This window comes from Epilithonimonas mollis (assembly GCF_900142325.1).
In the GTDB taxonomy this organism is placed as follows: domain Bacteria; phylum Bacteroidota; class Bacteroidia; order Flavobacteriales; family Weeksellaceae; genus Epilithonimonas; species Epilithonimonas mollis.
Map to the genome: position 1 here is coordinate 775,419 of NZ_FRAM01000002.1, position 26,575 is coordinate 801,993.

General features: G+C 39.0%; 18 protein-coding genes. 12 read left to right on the top strand and 6 right to left on the bottom strand.

Annotation, left to right across the window (positions count from 1 at the left end):
• The first annotated feature begins 65 nt into the window (after nucleotides 1-65).
• From BUA97_RS11180 to bglX, 7 genes are all read left to right on the top strand, one after another.
• The gene (locus BUA97_RS11180; RefSeq protein ID WP_072998018.1) at nucleotides 66-2,921 is read left to right on the top strand and encodes a SusC/RagA family TonB-linked outer membrane protein; all 2,856 of its coding nucleotides are present in this window, start codon (nucleotides 66-68) and stop codon (nucleotides 2,919-2,921) included.
• A 19-nt stretch (nucleotides 2,922-2,940) separates the two neighbouring features.
• Nucleotides 2,941-4,491, top strand: a complete 1,551-nt coding sequence (locus tag BUA97_RS11185; RefSeq protein ID WP_072998020.1) for a RagB/SusD family nutrient uptake outer membrane protein — start codon at nucleotides 2,941-2,943, stop codon at nucleotides 4,489-4,491.
• Nucleotides 4,492-4,511: 20 nt separating this feature from the next.
• A complete protein-coding gene (locus tag BUA97_RS11190; protein WP_072998021.1) occupies nucleotides 4,512-5,576 on the top strand; it encodes a LamG-like jellyroll fold domain-containing protein in 1,065 nt (354 codons plus the stop codon).
• 83 nt (nucleotides 5,577-5,659) lie between these two features.
• Entirely contained in the window at nucleotides 5,660-7,063 is a 1,404-nt protein-coding gene (locus tag BUA97_RS11195) for a glucoamylase family protein (protein WP_072998022.1), read from the top strand.
• 19 nt (nucleotides 7,064-7,082) lie between these two features.
• Nucleotides 7,083-8,468 (top strand): glucoamylase family protein, encoded by a 1,386-nt coding sequence (locus BUA97_RS11200; protein ID WP_072998024.1) that lies wholly within the window; start codon nucleotides 7,083-7,085, stop codon nucleotides 8,466-8,468.
• A 225-nt stretch (nucleotides 8,469-8,693) separates the two neighbouring features.
• Nucleotides 8,694-9,401 (top strand): carboxylesterase family protein, encoded by a 708-nt coding sequence (locus BUA97_RS11205; RefSeq protein WP_072998026.1) that lies wholly within the window; start codon nucleotides 8,694-8,696, stop codon nucleotides 9,399-9,401.
• A 59-nt stretch (nucleotides 9,402-9,460) separates the two neighbouring features.
• A complete protein-coding gene (bglX, locus tag BUA97_RS11210) occupies nucleotides 9,461-11,788 on the top strand; it encodes a beta-glucosidase BglX (RefSeq protein WP_072998028.1) in 2,328 nt (775 codons plus the stop codon).
• 78 nt (nucleotides 11,789-11,866) lie between these two features.
• Here the strand turns inward: bglX and BUA97_RS11215 are convergent, their stop codons facing one another.
• Nucleotides 11,867-13,231, bottom strand: coding sequence for a PQQ-dependent sugar dehydrogenase (locus BUA97_RS11215; RefSeq protein ID WP_072998030.1), 1,365 nt, complete (start codon nucleotides 13,229-13,231; stop codon nucleotides 11,867-11,869).
• A 220-nt stretch (nucleotides 13,232-13,451) separates the two neighbouring features.
• Here BUA97_RS11215 and secD point away from each other — a divergent pair, with 220 nt between their 5' ends.
• Nucleotides 13,452-16,358 carry a protein translocase subunit SecD gene (gene secD / locus BUA97_RS11220; protein ID WP_072998032.1) on the top strand — a complete coding sequence of 969 codons (2,907 nt, stop codon included), beginning with the start codon at nucleotides 13,452-13,454 and terminating at the stop codon, nucleotides 16,356-16,358.
• A gap of 167 nt (nucleotides 16,359-16,525) precedes the next feature.
• Here secD and BUA97_RS11225 read toward each other — a convergent pair whose 3' ends face one another.
• Nucleotides 16,526-17,221 (bottom strand): hypothetical protein, encoded by a 696-nt coding sequence (locus BUA97_RS11225; protein WP_072998034.1) that lies wholly within the window; start codon nucleotides 17,219-17,221, stop codon nucleotides 16,526-16,528.
• A gap of 696 nt (nucleotides 17,222-17,917) precedes the next feature.
• Here BUA97_RS11225 and BUA97_RS11230 point away from each other — a divergent pair.
• Nucleotides 17,918-19,135 (top strand): TCR/Tet family MFS transporter, encoded by a 1,218-nt coding sequence (locus BUA97_RS11230; protein WP_072998036.1) that lies wholly within the window; start codon nucleotides 17,918-17,920, stop codon nucleotides 19,133-19,135.
• A gap of 83 nt (nucleotides 19,136-19,218) precedes the next feature.
• Here the strand turns inward: BUA97_RS11230 and BUA97_RS11235 are convergent, their stop codons facing one another.
• Entirely contained in the window at nucleotides 19,219-20,469 is a 1,251-nt protein-coding gene (locus BUA97_RS11235; RefSeq protein ID WP_072998038.1) for a chloride channel protein, read from the bottom strand.
• A 141-nt stretch (nucleotides 20,470-20,610) separates the two neighbouring features.
• Here BUA97_RS11235 and BUA97_RS11240 point away from each other — a divergent pair, with 141 nt between their 5' ends.
• Both BUA97_RS11240 and BUA97_RS11245 read left to right on the top strand, forming a co-directional pair.
• Nucleotides 20,611-20,934 (top strand): Sec-independent protein translocase subunit TatA/TatB, encoded by a 324-nt coding sequence (locus tag BUA97_RS11240; protein WP_072998040.1) that lies wholly within the window; start codon nucleotides 20,611-20,613, stop codon nucleotides 20,932-20,934.
• 3 nt (nucleotides 20,935-20,937) lie between these two features.
• Nucleotides 20,938-21,492 carry a phosphatase PAP2 family protein gene (locus tag BUA97_RS11245; RefSeq protein WP_072998041.1) on the top strand — a complete coding sequence of 185 codons (555 nt, stop codon included), beginning with the start codon at nucleotides 20,938-20,940 and terminating at the stop codon, nucleotides 21,490-21,492.
• A gap of 11 nt (nucleotides 21,493-21,503) precedes the next feature.
• Here BUA97_RS11245 and BUA97_RS11250 read toward each other — a convergent pair whose 3' ends face one another.
• Nucleotides 21,504-21,977, bottom strand: a complete 474-nt coding sequence (locus tag BUA97_RS11250; protein WP_072998043.1) for a 23S rRNA (pseudouridine(1915)-N(3))-methyltransferase RlmH — start codon at nucleotides 21,975-21,977, stop codon at nucleotides 21,504-21,506.
• A 30-nt stretch (nucleotides 21,978-22,007) separates the two neighbouring features.
• Between BUA97_RS11250 and BUA97_RS11255 the strand changes: the two genes are divergently transcribed.
• A complete protein-coding gene (locus BUA97_RS11255; protein WP_072998045.1) occupies nucleotides 22,008-22,931 on the top strand; it encodes a YihY/virulence factor BrkB family protein in 924 nt (307 codons plus the stop codon).
• A 190-nt stretch (nucleotides 22,932-23,121) separates the two neighbouring features.
• On the opposite strand, the gene nhaA is transcribed toward BUA97_RS11255, so the two are convergent.
• Complete coding sequence (gene nhaA, locus BUA97_RS11260) at nucleotides 23,122-24,288, bottom strand: Na+/H+ antiporter NhaA (RefSeq protein WP_072998047.1); 1,167 nt, start codon at nucleotides 24,286-24,288, stop codon at nucleotides 23,122-23,124.
• On the bottom strand, nucleotides 24,289-26,490 hold the full coding sequence (locus BUA97_RS11265) for a RelA/SpoT family protein (RefSeq protein WP_072998620.1): 2,202 nt from the start codon (nucleotides 26,488-26,490) through the stop codon (nucleotides 24,289-24,291).
• Nucleotides 26,491-26,575 lie beyond the last annotated feature (85 nt).

A 26,575-nucleotide genomic window follows, 5' to 3' on the forward strand; every position in this document is an offset into this window, starting at 1 on the left:
AAATTAACAATGTGTTAATAAAATTATTTATATTCGAGGATAAGAAAATAATACATAAGAATATTATGAGAAAAAATTATGTTAAATTACCATTGTTGATTGCTGCTTTGTATTTTGGCGGTGATTTGCATGCGCAATCCACACAGGATACTACTGCGAAAGAAAATAAAATTGAAGAAGTGGTTGTGATTGGATACGGGACACAGAAAAAAGTTGATTTGACAAGTGCCATAACCACAGTAAAAGCTGCGGATATTGCCAAAACACCATCCGGACAGGCAACTCAATCCTTGCAGGGAAAAGTTGCGGGTGTTCAGATTATTGCCAATGGTTCCCCTGGTGAGGCACCAAAGATGAACATTAGAGGTGTACATTCCATCAATGGGGACAACCAACCTTTATATGTTGTTGACGGACTTTTTGTAAATAACATTGAATTCCTGAATCCGAATGATATTCAGGATTTCACTATTCTTAAAGATGCTTCTGCATCAGCTATTTATGGGGTTTTAGCTGCGAATGGCGTAGTTGTTATTACAACTAAGGGTGGCAGTTATAACAGAAAACCTAAGTTAACGTATGATACTTACTACGGCTCTCAATATGCAAATAATGTTATAAAAATGGCAAATGCCGAACAATACACAAATTTTGCATTAGAATCAGGGTCACAGTTTGAAATTGATGCGATTAATGCAGCTATTGAAAGATTTGGAAGGAGCAGAGTGAATCCAAATCTCCCAAATGTAAATACGGATTGGTACAAAGAGGCTCTAAGAATTGCTCCAATACAAAGCCATAGTCTTTCCGTGGATGGGGGTTCTGAAAAGGTAGCATATTCATTGGGAGGTAATTTCTTCACTCAGGATGGTATTCTTAATATGAAGAACAGTTATGAGAGATTCAATGTCAGAACTAAAATTGATGCAAAAGCAACTAGCTGGCTTACAGTTGGTACCGTTATTAATTATACAAGGGGTGAAAAATATGATGATGAAGGTTCCGCCTGGCAACAGATTTATTATGCAGTTCCAGTAATGCCTGTTTATGACCCGTTATTTAAAGATGCAACCGTTAGACCTTATGCTGATGCCCAAATATTGGGTTATAGAGGTCATGACAATCCATTTTCATTAATGGATAATGTTGATAAGTTAGGAATTCAAAAATCTTTAAATTTTAATGCCTATGCTGAGATAAGCTTACTGCCAAAAGAATTAACTTTTAAAACAACTCTTTCTTATAATAATAGGAATATTAGTGAACGTTTAATGGAGCTACCATACTTTGTAAATTCTGAGAAAGCATTTGAAAGAACTTTGGCTCAATCTTCTATTACAAGAAATAATGCTACTTATGAAGATTATATTTGGGATAATACAATAACTTGGAATAAAACTTTAGGTAATCATGGTTTTACGTTATTGGCGGGAACTTCTTATGCTGATCAGTCGTATAAATTCATGGGTATGAAAGGTTACTTTTTCAAAGGAAGTTTATTTTCGAGATATAATGAAAGTACTTGGTATATTAATAATGCTTCGCCTGATGGAAGAACAACGTCGGAAGGAGAACCTTACCGTTTTTACAGAACGTCATATTTCGGAAGAATTTCGTATAAATTTCTAAACCGATATATTGCTTATGCTACCCTTAGAAATGAAGGCTCTAACAAATTTCCTAATCAGAAGACTATTAATTTGCCGGCATTTGGTTTAGGGTGGGTAGTATCAGAGGAATCATTTTTGAAAAATGTCAGCTGGATGAACCTATTAAAGTTCCGAGCAGGCTGGGGTAGATTGGCCAACGATGCAGTAAATGCTAGCAGAGCGAATACACCTTTTGCCGTAAATACTGTTTTTGCAGATACTTATGTTCCTGCATATCAATTTACGACTTACAAAGATGATGTAAGAAGAGAATATACAGAAGAGACCAATGTCGGGTTGTCATCAGAATTTTTAAACAGGAGGTTGACAATAGAGGCTGATTATTTTATTAAAGATACCAAAAGCATGGTCATTCCTGTTCAACCGATAATTGGAAGCGAAGTAAGCTACAAAAATGTTGGTACAATGAGGAATAAAGGTTACGAAATTTCTGCTGGTTGGAGAGATAAAATTGGAGAAGATTGGGGATATAATATTAATGGTAATTTTAGTCACATTAAAAACGAAATTACAAACTTAAATGGACAAGCATTTATTGCAAGAGGTTCTGGAGATTTTCCTCAACGTTTAGTTGTTGGTCAGCCAATAGATGTTTTTTACGGATACGATGTAATTGGTGTTTATCAAAATCATGCTGAAGTTAACGCAGATCCTACAGCTGTTTATGCTAATACAAATCAAGGTGCAGGTACTGTGAAGCCAGGATATTTCAAATATAGAGATATGAACGGTGATGGGAAAATTGATTCTGATGACAGAATGTATCTTGGATCTCCTGTTCCTACATATTATTACGGTGGATCTCTAGGTATTAATTACAAAAGTTGGGATCTATCCGTAGCATTTTATGGGCAGGGAGGAAATAAGATTCTTAACAGAAATAGAGGTGAGGTAATTAAAACAACCGGTCGAAATATAGATGCTGATTTTGCAATTAACCGTTGGCATGGCGAAGGTACTACTAATGAGTTTGTATCATCAGAAGGATACCGTCAAAGTTGGAATAATAATAAATTATCTAAATTTTGGCTGCAGGATGGCGATTTTTTCAGAGTTCAGAATATCCAGTTGGGATATACTTTGAAAACTGACGGGATCCCTGAAATGAGATTTACCTTAACTGCTGACAGACCTTTCATGTGGACTAAAAGCGAAAATCTAATGAATCCGGAAGTAGCTAACAACGGTGTCAATCAGGATGTTTATCCTACGCCTTCAGTTGTTTCTGTTGGCTATAGTATAAAATTTTAAACTAAACATTATTTACAAAATGAAACAATTAAAATATATAAAAGTTGCTTTTCTCTTTAGTGCTATAGCTTTATCAAGCTGTGATAGCAAATTGGATGAACCTATGGAACTGGATGCTGGAAGTAGTTATGACTATACTAGTGCTGAAGGAGCAAAGAGTGCAGTTATGGGAGCATATGCAACATTAAGCGGACAGAAACTAAATGATAAAGGAGAGTTGGTAGATACGGGCGTAGCTTGGGAATCCATTCCATTAATCTCTGTGCGTGGAGATGATGTTAACTCCGGAGGTAAAGGAGATCAGGCGCCTTTTGGTGATACAGATAATTTTTCCTATGATCGTAGCTACTGGATGTACAATTCTCTTTGGGAACAATTCTACCAGAAAGTAGTTCAGGTTACAGCACAGATCGAACAATTAGAAAAGTTTAGGGCAGGTGGTGTTAATTCTAAACTGATAGACCAATATATTGGAGAATGTAAAACTCTCAGGGCTTTTTACACTTTAGAGATTTCTAGAGTATGGGGTAAAGTTATTGTCATGGAAGTTTTGGATCAGAGCCAGGTTACACTCAAAACAAAAGATGATGTAATGAAATGGGTTTCTTCTCAGATGGATGAATCAATACCTAATCTTCTTGATATGAGACCAAATCAGCGTACTGATATCAAAGGTGGTATAACAAAATATACAGCCTTGGCAATTAAAGCTATGGCTAACCTTGAACTTAAAAATTATCAGGGTGTTGCTGACGCTACCGGCGAAATAATGAGATCTGGAAAGTTCACGCTGTTCGGTGACTATTACGGACTGTTTAAAACCCCAGGTAAACTGGCTGATGAAAACCTGCTAGAAATTCAATATTCCGATTTTGGTACTGCAACGGGAAATAATGTTAAACACCTTTGGGACTTCTATGGACCGACAAGTTGGACACCTTCTGTAACTAGTGCAGGTGCTGGCTGGGGGTTCTATGAGCCAAGTTTGAAGTATATAAAATTCATGCTTAACAGAAATGAACAAAAAAGATTGGTTACCAATGTTTTATTCACGCCGGATGGAATCAATAAAATAAAAGAAGATCCAAACTTTTCTACATTACCATCTTGGGTTTCCAACGTAACACCTGATAATGATCAGATAAATAATTCTGCAAGAGCTTTGTTTTTTAGTGGGAAACATTATTTGCCATCCAATCAATTAATTCCTGGAAGACTAAGCTATGGCAGTAACAAAAACTATATCATTACAAGATATGCAGAAATATTGTTGATGTATGCGGAAGCTGTTGCAAGAGGAGCCAGTCCAACTGCAGGATCTGCCGTTGATGCTGTTAATAAAGTTAGAGAAAGAGCGAATCTGGGTCTGCTAACTTCCGTTACTGCCGATCAGGTTATGGACGAAAAATATGCTGAACTAGGTATGGAATGGGGAATCCGCTATTTTGACATGGTAAGATTAGGAAATACCGCAGCATTAAGTTATGATGGCAGAACTTTCACTATGGACAAACAGTTCCTGCCTTATCCACTAGCTCAGTTAGAAAGGATACAATCTTTAGATAAATAATAACTTTTGATTTTACTAAAATGAAAAATATAATAAAACTAACCTTTGCTGCAATTTCGGTATTTGCATTATCGGCTTGCTCAGAAGGATATATTGATGATATCAGTCAAGTTGCTCAAGGAGAGGATAAAACAGCTCCGGTTGTAGAAATCTTAAGTCCAACGGGAAATATTTTTATTCCATCCACAGCGTCTGGAGCTAATTTAAATTTTCAATTTAAAGTTTCTGATGATATAGAAATTGGAAATGTTGAGTTATTTTTAGACGGGGCCAAACTTGCTAGCTATAACACATTTATTGATTACAGGAATTTGAATAGTAGTTTTAGCTATAATAATCTTGGTTTGGGAGATCACACATTCATCGTCAATGCGAAAGATTTGACGGGTAAAACTTCTACAAAATCATTCACTTTCAATATTGATAAATATAATAAATTGCTTAATAGCGAGACATTGTATATGCCTTTTTCTTCGGGTAATGTGTTTACTGATCTTATAAGTACAAACAATCCTACAATTGTTGGAAGTCCGACAACTGTGTCAGGCGGACATTCTGGATCAGCGTATAAGGGTGCAACTGATTCATATCTGACCTATCCGATTGATAACTTATTCGGTTCAAAAGAATTGACTACATCTTTTTGGTATAAGGTTGACGCTACTCAGGAAAGAGCCGGAATTATTGTTGTAGGAGATCCTACAGAAACAAATAATGATGATGGAAGAAAAAAAGGATTCCGTTTATTCAGAGAAGGAGGTAATAAGACTGTAAAATTGAATGTTGGCGTAGGTACAGGCGAATCTTGGAATGATGGTTTTGACCTAGGAACTACAACAGGTTGGGTACATATTGCCGTTACCATTTCAGAGACTGAATCAAAAATTTATTTAAATGGTGCGCTCCAAAGAACAGCGACACTTTCATCTCCGATTAGTTTTGCTAATTGTAAAAATGTAAGTATTGGCTCTGGTGCACCTACATTCTCATACTGGGATCATAAAGCTGATACTAGTATGATTGATGAGTTACGATTCTTTAACAAGGCATTGACTCCATCAGAGATTCAAACTATAATGCAATAAAAATACTTATCTTAGCATTATAATAACTATTGAAAACACTTTATGAACGGGTCATAAAGTGTTTTTCATAAAAAACAAAATCAATGTTTAAAAAAGTTTTTTCCAAGATTACAATTTTAGCATCTGCAGTTTTATTTTATAGTTGTTCCAGCTCCAGCGATTGGGATGTGAATAATTCCTCTGTCGGAACACCTCAGAATCCTGCGACAGTTTATACAGATGCTCAGATTATAGAAATGGCTCAGAAAGATGCTTTAAAGTACTTCTGGGATTTTGCACAGACCAATTCCAAGCTGGCAAGAGAGAGATATCATACAGACAACCCTGGACAGGATGCCAATGTGGTGACCACTGGAGGCTCAGGATTTGGATTGATGACGATTTTAACAGGAATCAAGAATGGTTACATTCCTCAGCAGGAAGCCGTTACCAGATTAACGACTGCTCTTGATTTTCTCAAAACAGCCAATCGCTTTCACGGAGCTTGGCCGCATTGGATCAACGGAACCAATGGTTCGGTTATACCTTTTGGACAGATTGATAATGGCGGAGATTTGGTAGAAACCGCTTTTCTTGCTCAGGGTTTAATCTGTGTACGCGAATATTTCAAAAATTCTACCAATGCATCAGAATTAGCATTGTCTCAAAAAGCAGATGAACTTTGGAAAGGCATCGAATGGAACTGGTACACAAAAAATCCAGCAGCTCCTAACACGCTAACTTGGCATTGGTCGCCCAATTACGAATGGCAGCTTAATCATCAGCTTCAGGGATACGATGAAACATTGATAACCTATGTTTTGGCAGCCGCATCCCCAACCTTCCCGATAGAAAAAGTAGTTTATCAAAATGGCTGGGCTAGAAATGGCGCCATCAAGACTTCTGGCTCTCAATTCGGAATTCCTTTGGTGGTCAATCATAATGGAGCAACAGGAACAGTAGGGCCAATGTTTTGGGCACATTATTCATTTTTGGGATTAGATCCCAGAGGTTTGACAGATGAGTATGTCAATTATGGTGATGTTACGGCAAATCACGCTAAAATTATGTACGAATATTGTGTTCGAAATCCAAAATCCTGGCAAGGTTATAATTCAAAAAGCTGGGGACTTACCGCCAGCTACTCAAGAAATCAGGATGGAACAACTGGTTACTCAGCGCATCAGCCCAATAATGATTTAGGAATTATTTCACCGACTGCCGCTATTTCAGATATGCCATATACACCAACAGAAAGTATGAATTTCCTGAGATTTCTTTACAATGAAAATTATTCAAAATACATAGGCGTTGCTGGACCTTATGATGCCTATTCTATTCAGTATAATTGGGTTACGCTAAGATATTTGGCAATAGATCAAGGTACCATTGCGCCAATGATAGAAAACCATAAAAATCAATTCCTTTGGAATCTCTTTATGAATGCTCCGGATGTGAGACAAGGTTTATTAAAACTAGGTTTCCACTCTTCAATTCACGGATTCTAGATATTAAAAAATAAAAAAAATGAAAAATTTCCTCGCAATATCTATCTTATCAATCACAGCATTGGTTTCATGTCAAAACGTACAATCTGCAAAATCCAGTAAAGCTAATTCAGCATCAATCAATCTTTCAGATAACCAATTGATGGACAAAGTCCAAAGCGATGCTCTCAGATATTTCTGGGATTTTGCCGAGCCCCATTCTTTTTTGGGAAGAGAGCGTTATCACGAGGATGATATCTATCCAGACAATGACAAACATGTTGTTACCACTGGTGGTTCCGGATTTGGCTTAATGACCATTTTGGTTGGCGTAGATAGAAAATTCATCCCCAGAAAAGAAGCTGTAAAAAGACTGACACATATTGCCGATTTTTTGGAAAAAGCAGACCGTTTTCATGGTGCTTGGCCACATTGGATCAACGGAGAAACGGGTAAAGTCGTTCCTTTTGGCAAGAAAGATAACGGTGGAGATTTGGTAGAGACCGCATTTTTGGTTCAGGGAATCATCTGCGTTCGGGAATATTTCAAAAACGGTAACGAAGAAGAAAAACAACTTGCTGCCAAGATGGATAAACTATGGAAAGGCGTGGAGTGGAACTGGTACACCAAAGGCGGACAAAAAGTGCTTTACTGGCATTGGTCGCCCACTTACGCCTGGGAGATGAATTTTCCGTTGGAAGGCTATAATGAATGTCTTATTACTTATGTAATGGCAGCTTCGTCACCGGATTATTCCATAGATTATGATACCTATAACAAAGGTTGGACAAGAAACGGAACCTATACTACAGATCGTACGAAATATGGACTTCCGCTTTTCGTAAAACATAATTATGCAGAAGAGTTTGGGGGGCCATTGTTCTGGTCACAGTATTCATATTTGGGTTTGGATCCAAGAGATTTATCGGATAAATATGTCAAAAGCTATTGGGATCTGAACAGAAATCACGTTTTAATAGACTACAAATATTGTTTGGAAAATCCATATAAATTCAAAGGTTATTCGGATAAATATTGGGGACTTACCGCAGGTTATACCAGAAATAAAGACGGCTCTGTTGGCTATGCAGCACACCAGCCTATGAAAGAAGACTTCGGCGTTATCACACCCACAGCTGCACTCAGTTCAATGCCTTACACACCAAAAGAATCGCTTGCTTTTCTGAGATTCCTTTACACGGAAAAACAAAATTTCATTGGGCAGGCCGGGCCTTATGACGCTACATCAATTAATTATAACGATTGGTTCACGCCAAGATATCTGGCTATAGATCAGGGAACAATTACGCCAATGATTGAGAATTATCGCACAGGTTTGCTTTGGAATCTTTTTATGAATGCACCAGAAATCAGAACCGGACTCAAAAAAATAGGATTCAAATCAGCGAAACATCATATAGATTAATAAAAAGTATTATCTTTAGCGGGTAATAGTTATTGTCTCATTTTGATTAATTAAGAAATTGGTAGCCGGGAACCTGCTCTTCGCTCATACTCCTCGCAAGCCCGCCTGTCCTGAGCCTGTCGAAGCGCTTGCTGTGGGGTAACCGCTGCGATCAGGGCTAGGGATTTGACATAAAATAAAATTCGGACTAAGTCACTCGGTTCGTCATTTAAAAGTACTCAACAGATGAACTTAAAAATAAAATTACTGCCATTGTTGTTCCTCGGATTGGCATCTGTGGTAAGCGCTCAGGAAATAAAATCAGAGTTTAATAAAGAAGTAAAGATTCAGAAAAAGCTTTCTTATATTCTGGACATCCCGAAAGATTCCAAATCAAAATTACCTTTGGTCGTTTTTCTTCATGGCTCAGGTGAGCGCGGCAATAATCTTGAAATGGTAAAAGCGCACAGTCCGTTCACCTATAAAAATCTTATTAAAGAACCTGTCGCCATTTTGGCACCTCAATGCCCGGCAGACTCCTGGTGGGATACAGATGCCATATATTTCCTGGTCAAAGAAATATCCGAAAAATACAACATCGATAAACAAAGAATCTATCTCACAGGTCTTTCTATGGGTGGCTGGGGAACGTTGAAGTTGGCTGGTGAGCATCCGGAAATGTTTGCAGCAGTTGCCGCTGTCTGTGCTCCAACAGATAGAGTAATGCAAGCGAATATCCATCAATACAAGAATTTAAATATTAAGCTATTCCACGGAGGAATGGATGATGTCGTTCTTCCGGAAAACGCGTTCAATTTTTACCAGAAACTACATCCTATTAATCCAAAAGCAGAATTGACCATATTCCCAAATGATAATCATAATTCCTGGGACTCGACTTACTCGGATCCGAAATTATATGAGTGGATGTTATCTCAAAAAATAAAATCTTAAAAATAAAGTAGCATATAAAATCAATGGATTTTATATTGCCTAATAATAAAAAATAGTATATGAAAAAGTTTGTAATCTTTGCTGCATTAGCACTTTCGCCCTATTTTATGGCACAGGATATCGTGTCAAAGCCTGTTCAGTCTTTTCAGTCTGCTCAGTATCAGTCTAAGAAAAAGGCGTTTGTGGATAATCTGCTTTCCAAAATGACTTTGGATGAGAAAATAGGCCAGCTCAATCTTCCGGGAGCAAGTGATTTTACAACAGGTCAGGCTCAGAGTTCGGACATCGGAAAAAAAATAGAACAAGGTCTTGTTGGTGGATTATTTAATATCAAAGGTGTAGATAAAATCCGCGATGTGCAGAAAGTTGCTGTAGAGAAAAGCCGTCTTAAAATCCCGATGATTTTCGGGATGGATGTGATTCACGGTTACGAAACAACTTTCCCGATTCCTTTGGGATTGGCAGCATCCTGGGATATGAATCTTGTTCAGAGATCTGCTCAGATTGCTGCACAGGAATCAACAGCGGACGGCATCAACTGGACTTTTTCGCCAATGGTGGATATTTCCAGAGACCCGAGATGGGGTAGAGTAGCAGAAGGTTCCGGCGAAGATCCTTATCTTGGAAGTGAGATCGCTAAAGCAATGGTTTATGGGTACCAGGGAAAAGATCTGATGGATAAAAATACAATGCTGGCGTGTGTTAAGCATTTTGCACTTTACGGAGCTCCGGAAGGTGGCAGGGATTATAACACGGTTGATATGAGCCACGTTCAGATGTACAATACCTATTTTCCGCCTTACAAAGCAGCTGTAGAAGCAGGTGCCGGTTCCGTAATGGCCTCTTTCAATGAAGTGGACGGAATCCCTGCAACAGGAAACAGATGGCTGATGACAGATGTGCTGAGGAAACAGTGGAATTTTAAAGGTTTCGTGGTAACAGATTACACAGGAATCAATGAAATGATCGACCACGGAATGGGAGATTTGCAACAGGTTTCCGCATTAGCAATGAACGCCGGAATCGATATGGATATGGTGGGCGAGGGTTTTCTTAAAACATTAAAACAATCCATTTCCGAAGGGAAAGTTAAAGAACAGACGGTTAATGATGCCGCCAGAAGAATCCTGGAAGCAAAATATGATTTGGGACTTTTCGATGATCCTTATAAATATACGGATTCTAAAAGAGCTCAGAAAGAAGTTTTCAGTCCTAAGCATCTGGAAGCAGCAAAAACCATTGCTTCCAACTCAATGGTGCTGATGAAAAATGACAAACAGATTCTTCCGCTCAAAAAATCCGGAACTGTTGCGGTAATTGGCCCATTGGCTGATAATGCCATGAATATGACCGGAACCTGGAGTGTGGCTGCTAAGCATGCCAACTCTATCTCATTATTGAGAGGTCTTAAAGAAACAGTAGGTAAAGATGTTAACTTTATTTATGCAAAAGGCAGCAACGTTTATGAATCTGAAGAAATGGAAAAACGGGCGGCAATGTTTAACAAAACTACTGACAGAGACAGCCGTCCTGCCGACCAGATAAAAAAAGAAGCATTAGATGTTGCCGGAAAAGCTGATGTTATTGTTCTGGCAATTGGTGAAAGCGCGGAAATGAGCGGTGAATCCAGCTCCAGAACAGATATCACAATTCCGGAAACGCAGAGAGAATTGCTAAGAGAACTTAAAAAGACAGGTAAACCGATTGTTTTGGTATTGTTTACGGGACGTGCTTTGGTTCTTAATGAAGAAAGAGAACTGGCAGATGCTATCCTGAATGTCTGGTTCCCGGGAAGTATGGCTGGTTATGCAATCTCTGATGTGCTTTACGGCAAAGTCAATCCTTCGGGAAAACTTCCGATGACATTTCCTAGAAGTGTAGGTCAGGTTCCGATTTATTACAATGCGAAAAATACAGGTCGCCCTCTGAGTGCTGAAAACACGGATAAATGTAACTTTGAAAAATTCCGTTCCAATTACCTGGATGAATGTAATACACCACTTTATCCGTTCGGTTATGGGTTGAGTTACACTAGTTTTGGATATTCTGATGTTTCAGTTAGTAATGCAAAACCGACCGGAAATACCTCTATTGACGCCTCTGTTACCCTCACAAACAATGGGAAATATGATGGAGCAGAGGTAGTTCAGCTCTATATCAGAGATCTTGTGGGAAGTAATACAAGGCCGATCAAGGAACTGAAAGGTTTCCAAAAGATTTATCTGAAAACTGGTGAAAGTAAAAAAGTAACATTCAGTATATCTCCGGAAGATCTTAAGTTTTATAACAATGAACTTAAATATGATTGGGAAGCCGGTGATTTTGATATCATGATCGGAACCAATTCCAGTGAGGTGAAAACGACCAGAATCAACTGGAGTAAGTAGTTTATTCTAAACTTATAAAACTAAAAAAGCCTTTCAAAATTTTGAAAGGCTTTTTTAATAACTTATTTTATAGTTAAGTTATTCTTTAATAATCTTCTGAGAGATAAATCTAATATCATTTTTTTTAAGAATCAGGATATAATTTCCGGGACTTAAAGTGGAAACATTGATGCTTTTATCCTGTTCTGCAACTTTAGACTCAAAAACGGTTCTTCCTGCTAGATCCACAATTTCGGCACTGACATTATTTTCATTTAGGTTATTGGTGTAAATGAAATCCTTAGCAGGAATCGGAGAGATCAATATCTGATTTTTGCTGATATCGGAGACACTCAGGTTAGTGGTCTTCACTTTATAGATTCTCCCGTTAGCTGCAGCGGCGTAAAGCTGTTTCTGATTATCTTCACCGAAACTTATAAAATTGCTTCCGGAAAATTGCGGTGTCCATGTGATCATATTGTTGCTGCCGAGAACACCTATCTGCTGGGAGCAATAATCAGCAAAAACATATTTACCAGTAAGGTCAGGATATAGATTTCCTCTGTACACATAGCCGCCTGTTATGGAACATTTGTCTCCGGAATGATCATATTGCGCTATAGGAAATGTCATTGTGGAAGAGTTGGCACAGCCGGCCGTGTTATAAGTATTGTTCCCCTCGTAGCAGCGCCAGCCATAATTGATGCCGGCAGAAGTAGCCGGAATACGGTTGATTTCTTCTAAAATCTCTTGCCCAACATCGGCTATCCATACATTATTCGTGGTTTTGTCAAAAGAAAATTTCCATGCATTTCTAAGGCCGTAAGCCCAGATTTCATCTGCACCATCAACACCCACAAATGGATTGTCAGACGGAATGTTGTAAGCATTATCAGAATTAATATCTATTCTGAGCATTTTCCCCAAAAGCGAATTTTTGTTTTGAGAATTATTATTAGGATCACCACCGCTTCCGCCGTCACCCGTCGAGATCCAAAGGTAACCGTCTGGTCCGAAGTGGATGCTTCCGCCGTTATGATTGGTAAAAGGTTTAGGAATTGTTAAAAGAATCTTTTCTGAAGAAGGATCTGCGATGTTTGGGTTTGAAGAGTTAGCATTAAATCGGGACACTCTGATCGCACCTTGCAGATTATTGTAGTAAACAAAGAAGTATCTGTTGGTTGCGAACTGCGGATGAAACGCCAAACCCAGTAAACCTCTTTCTCCTCCGAATGTGATAAGGTTGGAAATATTCAGAAAATTATCGGCGGCAACTGTCCCGTTTTCATTGATGATTTTAATAGTACCTGACTGCTGAACGACGAATAACCTGTTGTCGGAAGTCGGAGAAGCTACAATTTCTACCGGATTGGATACGCCTGTTACAAAGCTTTCCAGGACAATAGTTTGAGCGGATAGGCAGGCTGCCACAAATAAACCGAACCAGAGTAAAATTTTTTTCATAACGATTATATTTAAGATTTAAATGAAATTAACCAAATAATATGCCCTATCTCAAATTTATTTAATATTTAATCTAATTTGATTTTTTCAACATTTTATTCATGAAAAATAATACATTCTGAGATAAATAATTGTTGTGCACATATTTATCATTTTCAAATTCTTATTTCCACTAGAAATCATTATATTTGCCGACTAAAATTATATATATCGTAAGAAAATGCAAGGAAAAGGACTCGTTACACTAGTCGCCATCGTTCTTGGACTGATTTGTCTCAATGAGCTTCTGCCTTCTTTCTATGCCAATAAAATAGAAAAAGAAGCAAAAGCAATTGCAGGCGACAATCAGGTAAAATATCAAGCCGAACTCGACAGACTTTCTAAAGACACGCTTAACCTCGGTTTTACAAAACTGGATTATACGTCTGCAAAACAGAAAGAAATGAAGCTGGGGTTGGACCTTAAAGGTGGTATCAACGTATTATTGGAGATCAACCAGAGAGATTTGGTGAATGATCTTAGTAATTATTCTACAAACCCGGTTTTGATAGAAGCACTGAACAGAACAGATCAGGCTCAGAAAAGCTCAAGTAAACAATACATTGAGGATTTCTTTATCCAGTTCGAAGCTGTTAATAAACAAAAAGGAACGAACCTGAAACTTGCAGATCCTGAAATTTTCGGTAATACGAATCTCACTGAGATCAAATTCAATACGCCGGACGATCAGGTAAAGAACATCATAAGAAGAAAAATCGACGCTTCTGTAGGAACAGCTTATGAAGTTCTCAGAACACGTATCGACAAAATGGGTGTAACCCAGCCAAACGTTCAGAGAGTACCTGGTACAGGAAGAATCCTTGTAGAGATGCCGGGTATCAAAGATATCGACAGGGTTAAAAAAATGCTGGCAACATCTGCAAAGCTTCAGTTCTGGGAAGTGCAGATGAGCCCTGAGGTTTATCCTTATTTTTCTGAACTGAGCCAGTTGGTAAAGGTAAAAGGAGACTCTATCGGTGTAGCTAAAACCACTAATCTTATCAACATCCTTCAATCCGGAGCAATGCCGGGTAGCGGTGTTGCTAGTGTGAAGCTTTCTGACACAGCCATTGTAAACAAAGTCCTTAACAGTGCCGCTGCTATCAAGGCGAGACCCGTTAATTTGAAATATACCCAGTTCATGTGGGGCTACAAACCGGAGTCTAATACTTCCAACAATCTGGTTTTATATGCAATCCGTGGAAATATCAATCAGAAAGCACCGGTTGATGGTGCTGTGGAATCTGCAAACATCAGTTATGACCAGCTTGGTCGTATCGTTGTAGATATGCAGATGGATTCCAACGGTGCCCGTGACTGGAGAACAATGACCGAGAAGAACAAAGGGAAAGTAGTGGCGGTAACTCTGGATAACAGAGTCTATACAGCACCGGTGGTGAATGAGGTGATTCCTAACGGAAGAACCCAGATCTCCGGAAACTTTACGCAGGTAGAGGCGAAAGACCTGGTTGACGTTCTTGGAGCGGGTAAACTTCCTGCTGGTGCAAAGATTGTACAGGCAGATGTCGTTGGTCCATCTTTGGGAGCAGAATCTATCAATGACGGGGTGATGTCATTTCTTATTGCATTCGCTATAATTATTGTTTATATCGTTTTCTACTATGGTGGTGCGGGTGTATATGCGATTATAGCAATGATAATCAACTTGTTTTATATTTTTGGAATTATGGATTCCATTGATGCTACATTGACCCTGCCGGGTATTGCGGGTATCGTGTTATCTATGGCTCTGGCAGTAGATGCAAACGTTATTATCTACGAAAGAACAAAAGAAGAACTATTCCGGGGAAAAAGTATCCTAGAGGCTTATAAAGATGGTTTCAAACATGCGATCTCTGCGATCATCGATGGTCACCTTACAACGCTGATCACTGCAATCATTCTTTATGTTTTCGGAACTGGACCGATAAAAGGTTTTGCGGTAACGCTGATCATCGGTTTGATCATGACATTGTTCACATCCGTATTACTTTCAAGAGTAATGATCTTCAACAGACTGGAAAAAGGTAAATCACTATCTGTCTGGACTGCGCCGACTAAAAATCTTTTCAGAAATACATGGATCGATTTCATCGGGAAAAGAAAATGGTCTTATATCGTTTCTGCTATATTAATGGTGATTTCTATCACATCCATTGCAATTAATGGTTTCAAATACGGTATCGACTTTACAGGCGGACGTAACTATGTTGTAAGGTTCGACAAGCCGGTAGATGCTAATAAAACTGAAGAAAATATTGCAAAGCTGATTGAAACAAATGAAGGCAAAAATGAGTCTGTAGAAGTTAAAACATTTGGTAATTCATCTCAACTGAAAATTACAACCGATTACCTGATTGATGACGAATCGCTTCAGGCCGATCAAACTGTAGAGCAAAAAATCTATGAAGGGCTTAAGCAGGATTTGCCGGCCAATATGACTTTAGCAGAGTTTAAATCTGCTGAAAAAGATCATGCGGGAATAGTTTCTTCAACCAAAGTAGGTCCAACAGTGGCGGATGATATCACAACACACGGTATCCTTGCCGTTGTGGCATCACTGATCGGGATCTTCATCTATATCCTTGTAAGATTCGACAAGTGGCAGTTCTCTCTCGGAGCAGTTGCCGGTCTGTTCCACGATACGGTTGTGATCCTTGGGGTTTACTCGTTGTTCTACAAAGTAATGCCGTTCAACATGGAGATCAATCAGGATTTCATTGCGGCGATTCTGACGGTGATTGGTTATTCGATTAACGATACCGTGATTATCTTTGACAGAATCAGAGAATACCTTCGTGAGAAGAAAGCGTTGACTCTTGCCGGATTATTTGATGACTCGATCTCAAGTACCATCGGTAGAACGTTCAATACGTCTTTCACTACGATTCTGGTGATCCTGGCGATCTTCATCTTTGGTGGAGATAACCTGAGAGGATTTATGTTCTGTCTGTTGATCGGTATCGGATTCGGTACTTATTCTTCCATCTTCATTGCATCGGCTACAGCTTATGACTTCCTGCGAGGAAAGAAAAAAGAAGACAAGGTCACAGGAAAATCTTCTATCGACGCAGAAATAGTTAAGTAATAACTTAACCCTATATAATTAAAAGCTCCCAATTACCTGGGAGCTTTTTTTTACATTTGGTAGCCTTATAAAAAAACCGCAGACCAAAATAATCTGCGGAAACAATTGAATTGATTCAAGTATTAATAATTAAAAAAAACAAATGATGGGGCATCAATTCATTGATATTATGCTATGGGTTCCGGCGTCACATCATTCTGCAATCCGCTTGGCGTATCATAGATGATGTAATCATTATACTTCGCTTCATCGGTTTCGAAGAAAATGTCCTGGCCAATGCCCGCATATTTGGTGAGCAGCCGGTAGAGTGTATTGAGCGTTTCTATTCGGTCTTCTGTCGCCACATCTCTGTCCGAGATGCCTTTCGCCTGTGCATCGATGGCGAGATCCAATCTGTCACGCTGAGCAATCAGAGTGGTGATTTTATCTTGCGTAAGACCTTCGTTTTTCAATTCGTCAAGGTATTTTTCGGCGGTGACAGACATGATTCTCGCATTGCGCACCAGTTCTGCATCAGGCTGCCGGCTCACATCCGAGGCCCCAAATTCCCTATGTTTGGCGCTGCCGAATCTAAAAGTGTTTTCTGCCATATTCAGGATGGTGCGCATGGTTTTTTCCAAGGCGCTTCGGGCAGCGTCCTTTTGGTTGGTCAGCTCTATTTTGACAGCTTCCAGTTGTTCATCAGACGGGAAATCTTCCACGGCGTTGCGTGCATCGGTCAGTTCGGTTTTCTTTGCAGGAGAGTAACCCCGGTCTGTGAATTCGACAATATCACGATCTAAAAGGTTGATAAATTCATCCGCTTTTTGTTTCAAGACGGCATCGGTGAGATGGAACTCCCGAATAACAGGATTTTTTTTCATCAGAATTGTGTTTTAAGTTTATAATTCGAAATTATAAATTTTTTGTAATTGCGCAAGCATTTTTTTTTTAAAATATTGTTTTCAATCGTAACTTATTGATATGTAGTGAATTTGTCTCATTGTAATGAATCAACGGTTTATCGTAATGGATCACCGAGTCATCGTAATGAATCAAGAGCTCATCGTAATGGTTCAACGCTTCAACGTAATGAATCAACGGCCCATCGAAATGTTTCAAGGGTATATCGAAATGCGTCAGTGACGCATTGTAATATGTTTCCGGCATTTTTCAATTTTAAATGACAATTGGATGATATCATTGAATTTTTAAGGTCGCTCCTCCGGAGCTTTGATTTTAAAAAAAAGATTTTCCTATTAACATAACGCTCCTGGCGGAGCTGCATTGATTCCGGAAGGATGTATTGTTGATATTCCAAACATTTTCACAGGAAGAATCCGTAGTATTTCATCATTAGATATTGTATCAATCCCGGAGGGATTTACTGTTAATAGAAGATTAAGATACCAAAACAAATCATAGCTCCGGAGGAGCGATCTTCTTATTATAATATTCAAATGTTATTATTATGTACTGTTGAGGGCATCTGCTCTTGCCATTTATTATGGAGCACGGGGCGGGACACTAATCAGCAAGAAATATAATTATCAAATCAAAAAATATTATCTTCGCATTCTATGAAAACAAACCAAAAATCAGCCGCTATAGGGTTTATATTTATCACTTTACTGATTGATATTACTGGTTGGGGGATCATCATTCCCGTGGTTCCGAAACTGATAGAAGAACTGATTCATGCAGACGTCAGCGAGGCGGCCAAATATGGCGGCTGGCTTAGTTTTGCGTATGCTTTCATACAGTTTGTTTTCTCGCCATTGGTCGGGAATCTGAGTGACAAATATGGACGGCGGCCTATTATCCTGCTTTCTCTTTTCGGGTTTTCTGTGGATTATATTTTTCTGGCTTTGGCGCCAAGTATCTGGTGGCTTTTCGTCGGCAGGATCATTGCCGGTATCACGGGTGCCAGCATCACTACGGCAAGTGCCTACATTGCCGATATCTCTACCGATGCGGACCGTGCGAAGAACTTTGGTCTTATAGGTGCGGCTTTTGGGTTGGGCTTTATCATCGGGCCTGTTTTAGGTGGTGTTTTGGGGCATTATGGTTCCAGAGTTCCGTTCTATGCAGCGGCGGTTTTGTGCATGATCAATTTTATATATGGTTATTTTGTTCTGCCGGAAAGTCTTGGCAATGAAAACCGCAGAGCGTTCAGCTGGAAACGGGCTAACCCTATAGGTTCTTTTAAATTCCTGAGAAAACATCCTGAAATCTCGGCCCTTACTACAGCCTTAATCCTTATTTATATCGGTGCGCATGCGGTACAAAGCAACTGGAGTTTCTATACGATGTACAGGTTTAGCTGGGATGAGCGAATGGTGGGCATCTCTCTCGGCGTTGTCGGGTTGTTGGTTGGGCTGGTACAGGGATTACTGATCCGCTGGGTGAATCCTAAGATCGGAGATCAGAAAAGTGTCTTCTATGGCCTGATGCTTTATGCGCTGGGCATGCTTCTGTATGCCTTTGCGACGGAAGGGTGGATGATGCTTGCATTCACGATTCCTTATTGTCTGGGCGGGATTTGTGGTCCTGCATTACAATCGATCATTACCAAGAATATTCCTTCCAACGAACAGGGTGAACTGCAGGGTGCGCTGACGAGTCTGATGAGTGCGACCTCCATCATCGGTCCGCCGTTGATGACGAATCTGTTCTATTATTTCACGCATAAAGAAGCACCGTTTCTGTTTCCTGGTGCGCCATTTTTCTTAGCATTTCTGCTTTTTGCGCTGAGCATCTATTTTGTTTATATTAGTTTTAAAGGGAAGAAATCATAAACGTCTCGTAGATTGGGCAAATCAGCAGATCATTAAAATAAATCTGTAAAATCTGAATATTCAGCGGGAATGTTAATCTTAATCTAAGATTTCGGGACGTAAGTATAAACGTTATAAGGGATAATTTTTTCTGCTGTTTTTTTAGCGATCAGGCTTCCTATAAGAATCGGGAAGAATAATTCGTAGCCGTTCGGGACCAGGCTGCACGTGAGGATCAATGCGGTGAAAGGGGCGTAGATGGCTGCTGATAGAGTAGCAGCAACGCCGATCAATATAAAGTTAATGTAAATCAAAGAGGTTCCGAAAAAAGTGTTGCAAACTATTGCAAACCCTAATCCTAAGTATGCACCCGCCACAATACTCGGTGCAAAAACACCGCCGTCTCCACCAGCGCCTAATGTCAATGATGAAGCTAATGGTTTCAGTAATACCAAAGCTAAAATCAAAAAGACGGAATAACTTTGAGGATGAGAGATCAATTCATCCAAGGAATGGTAACTGTCGCCGTAAAGGAAAGGAAAAAAACAGATCAGAATCCCGACAGACAATGCGCCCAGGTTTATACGAATGAAGTTATTATGGATTCCGGAGAAGAAATCTTTCATCTGAATCACCAATAAAGTAAAATAAACTGAGAGTGTTCCGCCCATTAAGCTTAGAACGACCATAAATGGAACAGCAATCCAGTTCCAATGGGTTACCGGAAAATTAATCAATGGTTCTGAAGGGAAAAAGTAGAGAAATATCCAAGCCATCAAAGCTGCAGATGTGCAACTGATGATTAGGGTTTTATTGATTTTTCTCGCAATGACTTCCAAAGCAAAAAGGCAACCGACAAGGGGATTCCCGAAAAGTACGGCAACCCCAGCAACCACTCCGGCGCAGATCAGTTCCAGTTTGTAGACATTGGCGGCAAATTGTTTCTCATAAACCGAATTCCCGACTGTAGCAGTTGCAACAACTGTAGACACCTCGATTCCCGTGGAGCCTCCGAAAATTACCGTCAAAAATCCATTGAAATAATGCGAAGGAATCTTGAAGAAAGGCAGATGGTCTTTTCTATGATACACAGTTTTATATATCTCCGTGATGCCTTTGTTCTTTCTGTTTTTGAAAAGATATTTCCTAAGAAAGTAAATGGACGTAATCCCAAATGTTGGCAGAATGATGAATAAAAAAGCATTGTTCTTTTCGGCAAAATCAAATAAATGTTCCTGGCAGAACTCGGTGATTTTCTTCAGTGTTAATCCTAAAACCGATGCCATGATGCCTATAAATAATGATGAAATAATTAATTTGAAATAATTGTTCGCCTGTACTTTCTGTCTTTTCATTCCCAATCTCTTAGAGACCATAAATTTACGTCAAAAAAATTTGTGATACTTTTCATGAATAAGATTGATTTCTATGTTTTTTAAGTAAAAATTAATAAAATTCTCTGTATCAAATCTCTAAATGTTTCTTAATTTTGTCAAATGGAATTGAGTATTGGAGAAATGCTTTTGATTGCTTTGGCAATTGTTGTTTTGTTCGGGCCGGACAAACTGCCCGAGATCGCACGAGGTCTGGGTGAAGGCGTACGCAAGATGCGTGGCGCTGTGGATGATATCAAAACCGAGATCATGAAAGAAGCAGACAATCCACTTTCCGAGATCAAAAAAGAAATAGATAAAGTGAAGAAATCTGCGCAGGAATTCAACCCTTTGGAAGATAAAAAAAGTGTTGATTTCCAAAATACAGTCGCTGAAAAAATAGACCTTTCCGAAGACGATTCTCACGAAGGTCCTGTAAGCCGATAAACTATGCATGAACTGATTTATCTGGACCAGCAATTATTATTATTCCTCAATGGCCTGGGGAATTCTACTTTCGATCCTTTTTGGTTATTGGTAACAGGGAAATGGTTCTGGATTCCGTTCTATGTGATTTTACTTTACTTTGTTTACAAAGCCGTTCCGCGGAAAAAATTGATTTTCGTATTGATTTTTATTGCTATCGGAATTACAATTTCTGACCAATTAGCCAGTGTTTTCAAACACGGTGTGGAGAGGTTGAGGCCTTGTCATGAACCGTTGATAATGGAAAAAATGCGAATGGTAATATGTGGCGGGAATTATGGTTTCTACTCTGCACATGCTTCCAGTTCTTTCTTTTTGGTCAGCTTCCTTTCGATAGTAATTGGAAAGCAATATAAATATCTGACCTTTATCTTGTTGTTTTGGGCCATTTTGGTTTCTTACAGCAGAATCTATATTGGCGTTCATTATCCTATGGATATTGCTTTTGGCGCTGTCGTTGGCTTTTTATTAGGTGGTTTTTTAGCCAATTTAACAAAAAAGGTTATCAATAAGAATTAATTATCTGAGATCTAATCATTGTGATAAGGCTTTCCCTGCAGGATTGTAGCCGCACGATAAATTTGCTCCACAAAAAATAAACGGATCATCTGATGTGTGAAAGTCATATTGGATAATGATATTTTCTCATTGGAACGCTGATAGATTTCCTCCGAAAAACCATAAGCACCACCAATCAGAATATTGACTTTTTTCACGGAACTTCCCATCCAGAAATCAATTTTTTCAGAAAACTCGCGGCTTGTGAACTGTTTTCCTTTTTCGTCCAGAATAATTACCAGATCAGAAGCATCGATCTGATTTTGAAACAATTTGGATTCCTCTTTTTTGAGCTGTTCCGGATTCATGTTTTTGGCATTCTTAACATCCGGAATCTCGATCAGGCCGAAGTTCCAGTGTTTCGGGATTCTCGGCAGGTAATAATTGATGAGAGATATGATTTCCTTGTCGTCGGTTTTGCCGATACAGATCAAATTGATACGCATTTAGTATATTTGTTTTGCAAAGATAACTGAATGGCAAAAAAAATACAGCGTTTTTTTCTCAATATCAAGAACTTTTTAGACGGAATCCATATTCCTGTTTTGGGTATTTCTTTGTGGGAAATGTTCTCCATATATTCGGATGCGATTTTTAAAAACCCTTTGGGAAGACAGGCTGCTAGCATATCATGGAGTTTTTTCCTGAGCCTTTTCCCGATGATTCTTTTCTTTTTATCGGTTCTACCATTCATGCCGCACTATGACAAGCTTCAGTTTTATATTTTTGAAGTTCTGATGCCAAATGTTTTTCCGTCTCACATGCAAAGTGATGTCACAGGCTATATCCAGTCCAGCCTGATCCCGAATATGAAATCGATCAGTAATCTGACAATTTTGCTGTCATTTGTATTTGCAACCAATGGCTGCTTCTCGCTCATCAACGGATTCAACAGGAATACGGAGCTCCAAAGAGGCTTTGTCAAAGAATACCTTCTGGCGATGCTCATCACGATTTGCTTCCTCACGCTGGTTTGTCTGTCTATATTTGGGATCTATTACAGTGAGGTGGTTCTTAAGCTGTTCACGCCTACATATGACATAGGATGGTTTACAAAAAATCTTACGAAGATTATAGGGTTTATATCTTTCCCGCTGTTTTATTTTATCCTGCTTACATTGTTCTATTGGGTGGGATGCATCAAGATTACAAGAATAAGGGAAGCTTTTCCGGGAGCGATTCTTACCACAGTTCTTTTCGTGGTACTGACTTATTTCTTTGCAATTTATGTAGCGAATATCGCAAAATATAACGTCCTGTACGGTTCTATTGGTTCCATTATCTTGGTTATGGTGTGGGTGAATGTGAATGTGTTTTTGGTTCTGATGGGTAACGAGCTGAACCTTGCAATTAAGAAAGTTAAACTTCAAAAATTGGTGCGCGAAGAAATGTCATTGTAATAGGTTTTTATTGAATTCAATATTTAATTATATTTACATTAATTAATTTACTAACTAACATCCAAAATATACAACCATGGCAAAAGGTCAAGATGCTAAAAAAGCAGTAAAAAAAGAGCCAAAGAAAAGAAAGAAGCAAAAAGAGAAAAGAAAAATGCTTCCAAAAGGGATTAAATGATTAACCTTTCAATTAATAACTGGAAGGTTTTTTATTGAATCTCAAAATCATAAATCCGGTAATTCCGGATAAAACCGAAGCGATCAAAATACTAATCTTCGAAATATCCTGAATTTCAATTTCATTTGGAAAAGCTAAAAGCGAAACAAAAATTGACATTGTAAATCCGATTCCGGCCAAAAATCCAACGCCAAACATCTCTTTCCAAGCAGAAAAAGCAGGTAATTCTGCCCATTTTAATCTGATGGCTAAGAATGAAAATAGGTTAATTCCCAAAACCTTTCCGACAAACAATCCGCCAATAATTCCCAGGCTCAAAGGATTAATAAATCCTTCGAAAATTTCTTTCTGGAATGTAATATTCGTATTCGCCAAAGCAAACAATGGCATTATCACAAAACTGACGGGAATATGAAGATTCTGTTCCAGTTTTTCCAAAGGAGAAATTTCAGTGTTTGAAAGATTAGTAGGAATCGTAAATGCCAGGATGACGCCGGCTATCGTTGCATGGATTCCCGAATGGTGCATAAAATACCATAGAAATAATCCAGGCACCAGATAAAGCAGAAGATTTTTAGCACCGGTCTTATTTAGAATGACCAGAAGAATGGTAATTCCGCCACAGATTCCCAAAGAAATCCAATCAATGGAGTCGGTGTAGAATAATGCAATCACGATAATGGCGCCCAGATCATCAACAATAGCCAATGCACTGAGAAATATTTTCAAGGAATTAGGAACACTCTTTCCCAGTAAAGAAATAATTGCTAATGAAAATGCAATATCAGTCGCCATTGGTATTGCCCAGCCGTTTTTATAATCTGTATCGTGATTGAAACTGAAATAAATAATCGCAGGAATCAACATTCCGCCTAATGCTGCGAAGATGGGAAGACTGGCTTTTTTGATGTCAGACAATTCTCCTTCGATTAATTCCCGTTTGATTTCCAATCCGACCAGGAGAAAGAAAATTGCCATCAGACCATCATTCACCCAAACAGAAACGGAATAATTAAGGTGGAAAATCTCTGTTCCGATATTTGTCTCCAGAAGATTCTGAAAACTCTCTGCCATAGATGTATTGGCCATTAACAAAGAAATCAGAACACAAATAATGAGAATAATTCCCGAACTTTTGCTGTTATGGAAAAATTGCTGAAAATATCTTGATAATTCCATCTATACACGCTTTACTTTTGAAACGCCGTTGATTGCTTTCAGCTTTTTGAAAGTCTCCTCCAGCTGGCTTTTATTCTTAACTTCCAGGTTGATGTTTCCGGTGAAGATACCGTCGTTGGAAGCAATGCTCATACTTTTCATATCCATATTCATATTGTTGCTGATAACAGCGGTGATGTCGTTGATCATACCCATTCTGTCCAGACCTTCGATCTCGATTTTTATTCTGTTTTTGAAGCTTTCGGCGTTCACCCATTTGGCTTGCAAAACCCGGTAGTCATAGTTGGCTCTTAAGTTGATCGCATTGGGACAGCTGTCATTATGTACTTTGATCCCGTCAGAAATTGTAATGAAGCCAAAAATTTTATCGCCCGGAATCACAGTGCAGCATTTTGCGAAGGAATAATTCAGCTTTTCTTCATCTTTTCCAAATACGATCATATCCAGATTCGTATCTATTTTTTCGACATATTCCTCTTTGTTGGAAGACTTTCGGAAACGGTTAAAAATATTGCTGAGAATTCCTTTTTTGTCAGAATATCTTTTGATGTCGCCGATGTCGAAAGTGCCGTTCTGGAATCCCAGAAACAGATCCTGCGAGGTTTTCAGATTGAGGAATTTCTGTAATCCGTTGACTTCTTCCTCACTGAAGTTCAGCTTGGCGTGGCGCATTTTTCTTTGCAGGATTTCTTTTCCTTCGGACGTATTCTGGTTTTTTTCCGAGTTAAGGATGTTCTTGATTTTCGATTTGGCTTTGGAAGTCACAACGAATTCCAACCAATCCGCTTTCGGTTTCTGATTTTGGGAAGAGAGAATATCAATCTGATCACCGTTTTGAAGCACATAACTAATGGGAACAAGTTTTCCGTTGATTTTTGCGCCGAGACATTTCATCCCGAGATCCGTGTGTACAGAGAAAGCAAAATCAAGAGCAGTGGCACCGGTAGGCAGGATTTTGATCTCTCCTTTTGGTGTGAAAACAAAAACTTCCTTGGAATAGAGATTCAGTTTAATATTATCAAGAAGCTCCGATGTGGAAAGATTCTGCTGCTGTTCCAGAACTTCGCGTATCTCGGAAACCCAATTTTCAAACCGTTGGTCATCACTGTTTTTCCGATAGCCCTCTTTGTATTTGTAATGGGCAGCCACACCTTTTTCAGCGATGTCATCCATCCTTTCTGACCGGATCTGAACCTCGATCCATTTTTTATCAGGCCCCATTACAGTAAGATGGAGACTTTCGTAACCAGTCGACCTTGGTTGGGAGATCCAGTCCCGCATTCGGGAAGGGTTGCTTTGATAAAGATCAGTTACGATGGAATAAATCTTCCAGGCTAAGAATTTTTCATTTCTCGGATCCGATTTATAGATGATTCTGATCGCATAATTGTCATAAACTTCCTCGAAGGTCACATTCTGCTTCAGCATTTTTCTGTAAATTGAGCTGATGGCTTTTGCTCTTCCTTTGATCGTGAAATTCAGATTCTCTTCTTTCAGTTGTTCGGAAACTTCCTTTTTGAATTCCTCCACATACTTTTCCCGTCCTTCTTTTGCCGTTTCCAACTTGCTGAGAATCTCATTGTAAATATCAGGGTTGTTATATTTGAGAGAAAGATCTTCCAGTTCAGATTTGATGGAATATAGTCCGAATCTGTGGGCCAGTGGTGCATAGATATAAGCAGTTTCTGCAGCAATTTTTTTCTGCTTCACAGGATGCATACTCTCCAGCGTTCTCATATTGTGCAGCCGGTCGGCGATCTTGATAAGAATTACCCGGAAATCCTCTGAAAGTGTGAGAAGCAATTTTCTGTAATTCTCCGACTGGACTGAGATGTTCTGCTGGTTCATCACGGAGATTTTTGTCAGCCCGTTGACAATATCGGCGATGTTCTTCCCGAAGATTTTTTTCAGGTCTTCATAGGTGTATTCGGAGTCTTCTATAACATCATGAAGCAATGCACACGCAATACTAGTCGCACCCAGACCAATCTCATTAGCAACAATTTTTGCCACTTCTATGGGATGGTAAATATAAGGTTCGCCAGTTTTTCTGCGTTGATCTTTGTGCGCATCCAAAGCAATATCAAAGGCTTTTCTGATGAGCTTGTTCTGCTCTTCGTCCAGCGTCCGGTATGTATTGGTAATTAGGTCTTTATAGCGGGCAAGGATCTCCTTGTTTTCCTTTTCTAGATCGTAAATCATCATCGAATGTTATCTCAAAACGAATATAAGAAATTAATAGAAATTATCAAGCTATCTTCATGCCACATTTTTCAGTCTGAAATGT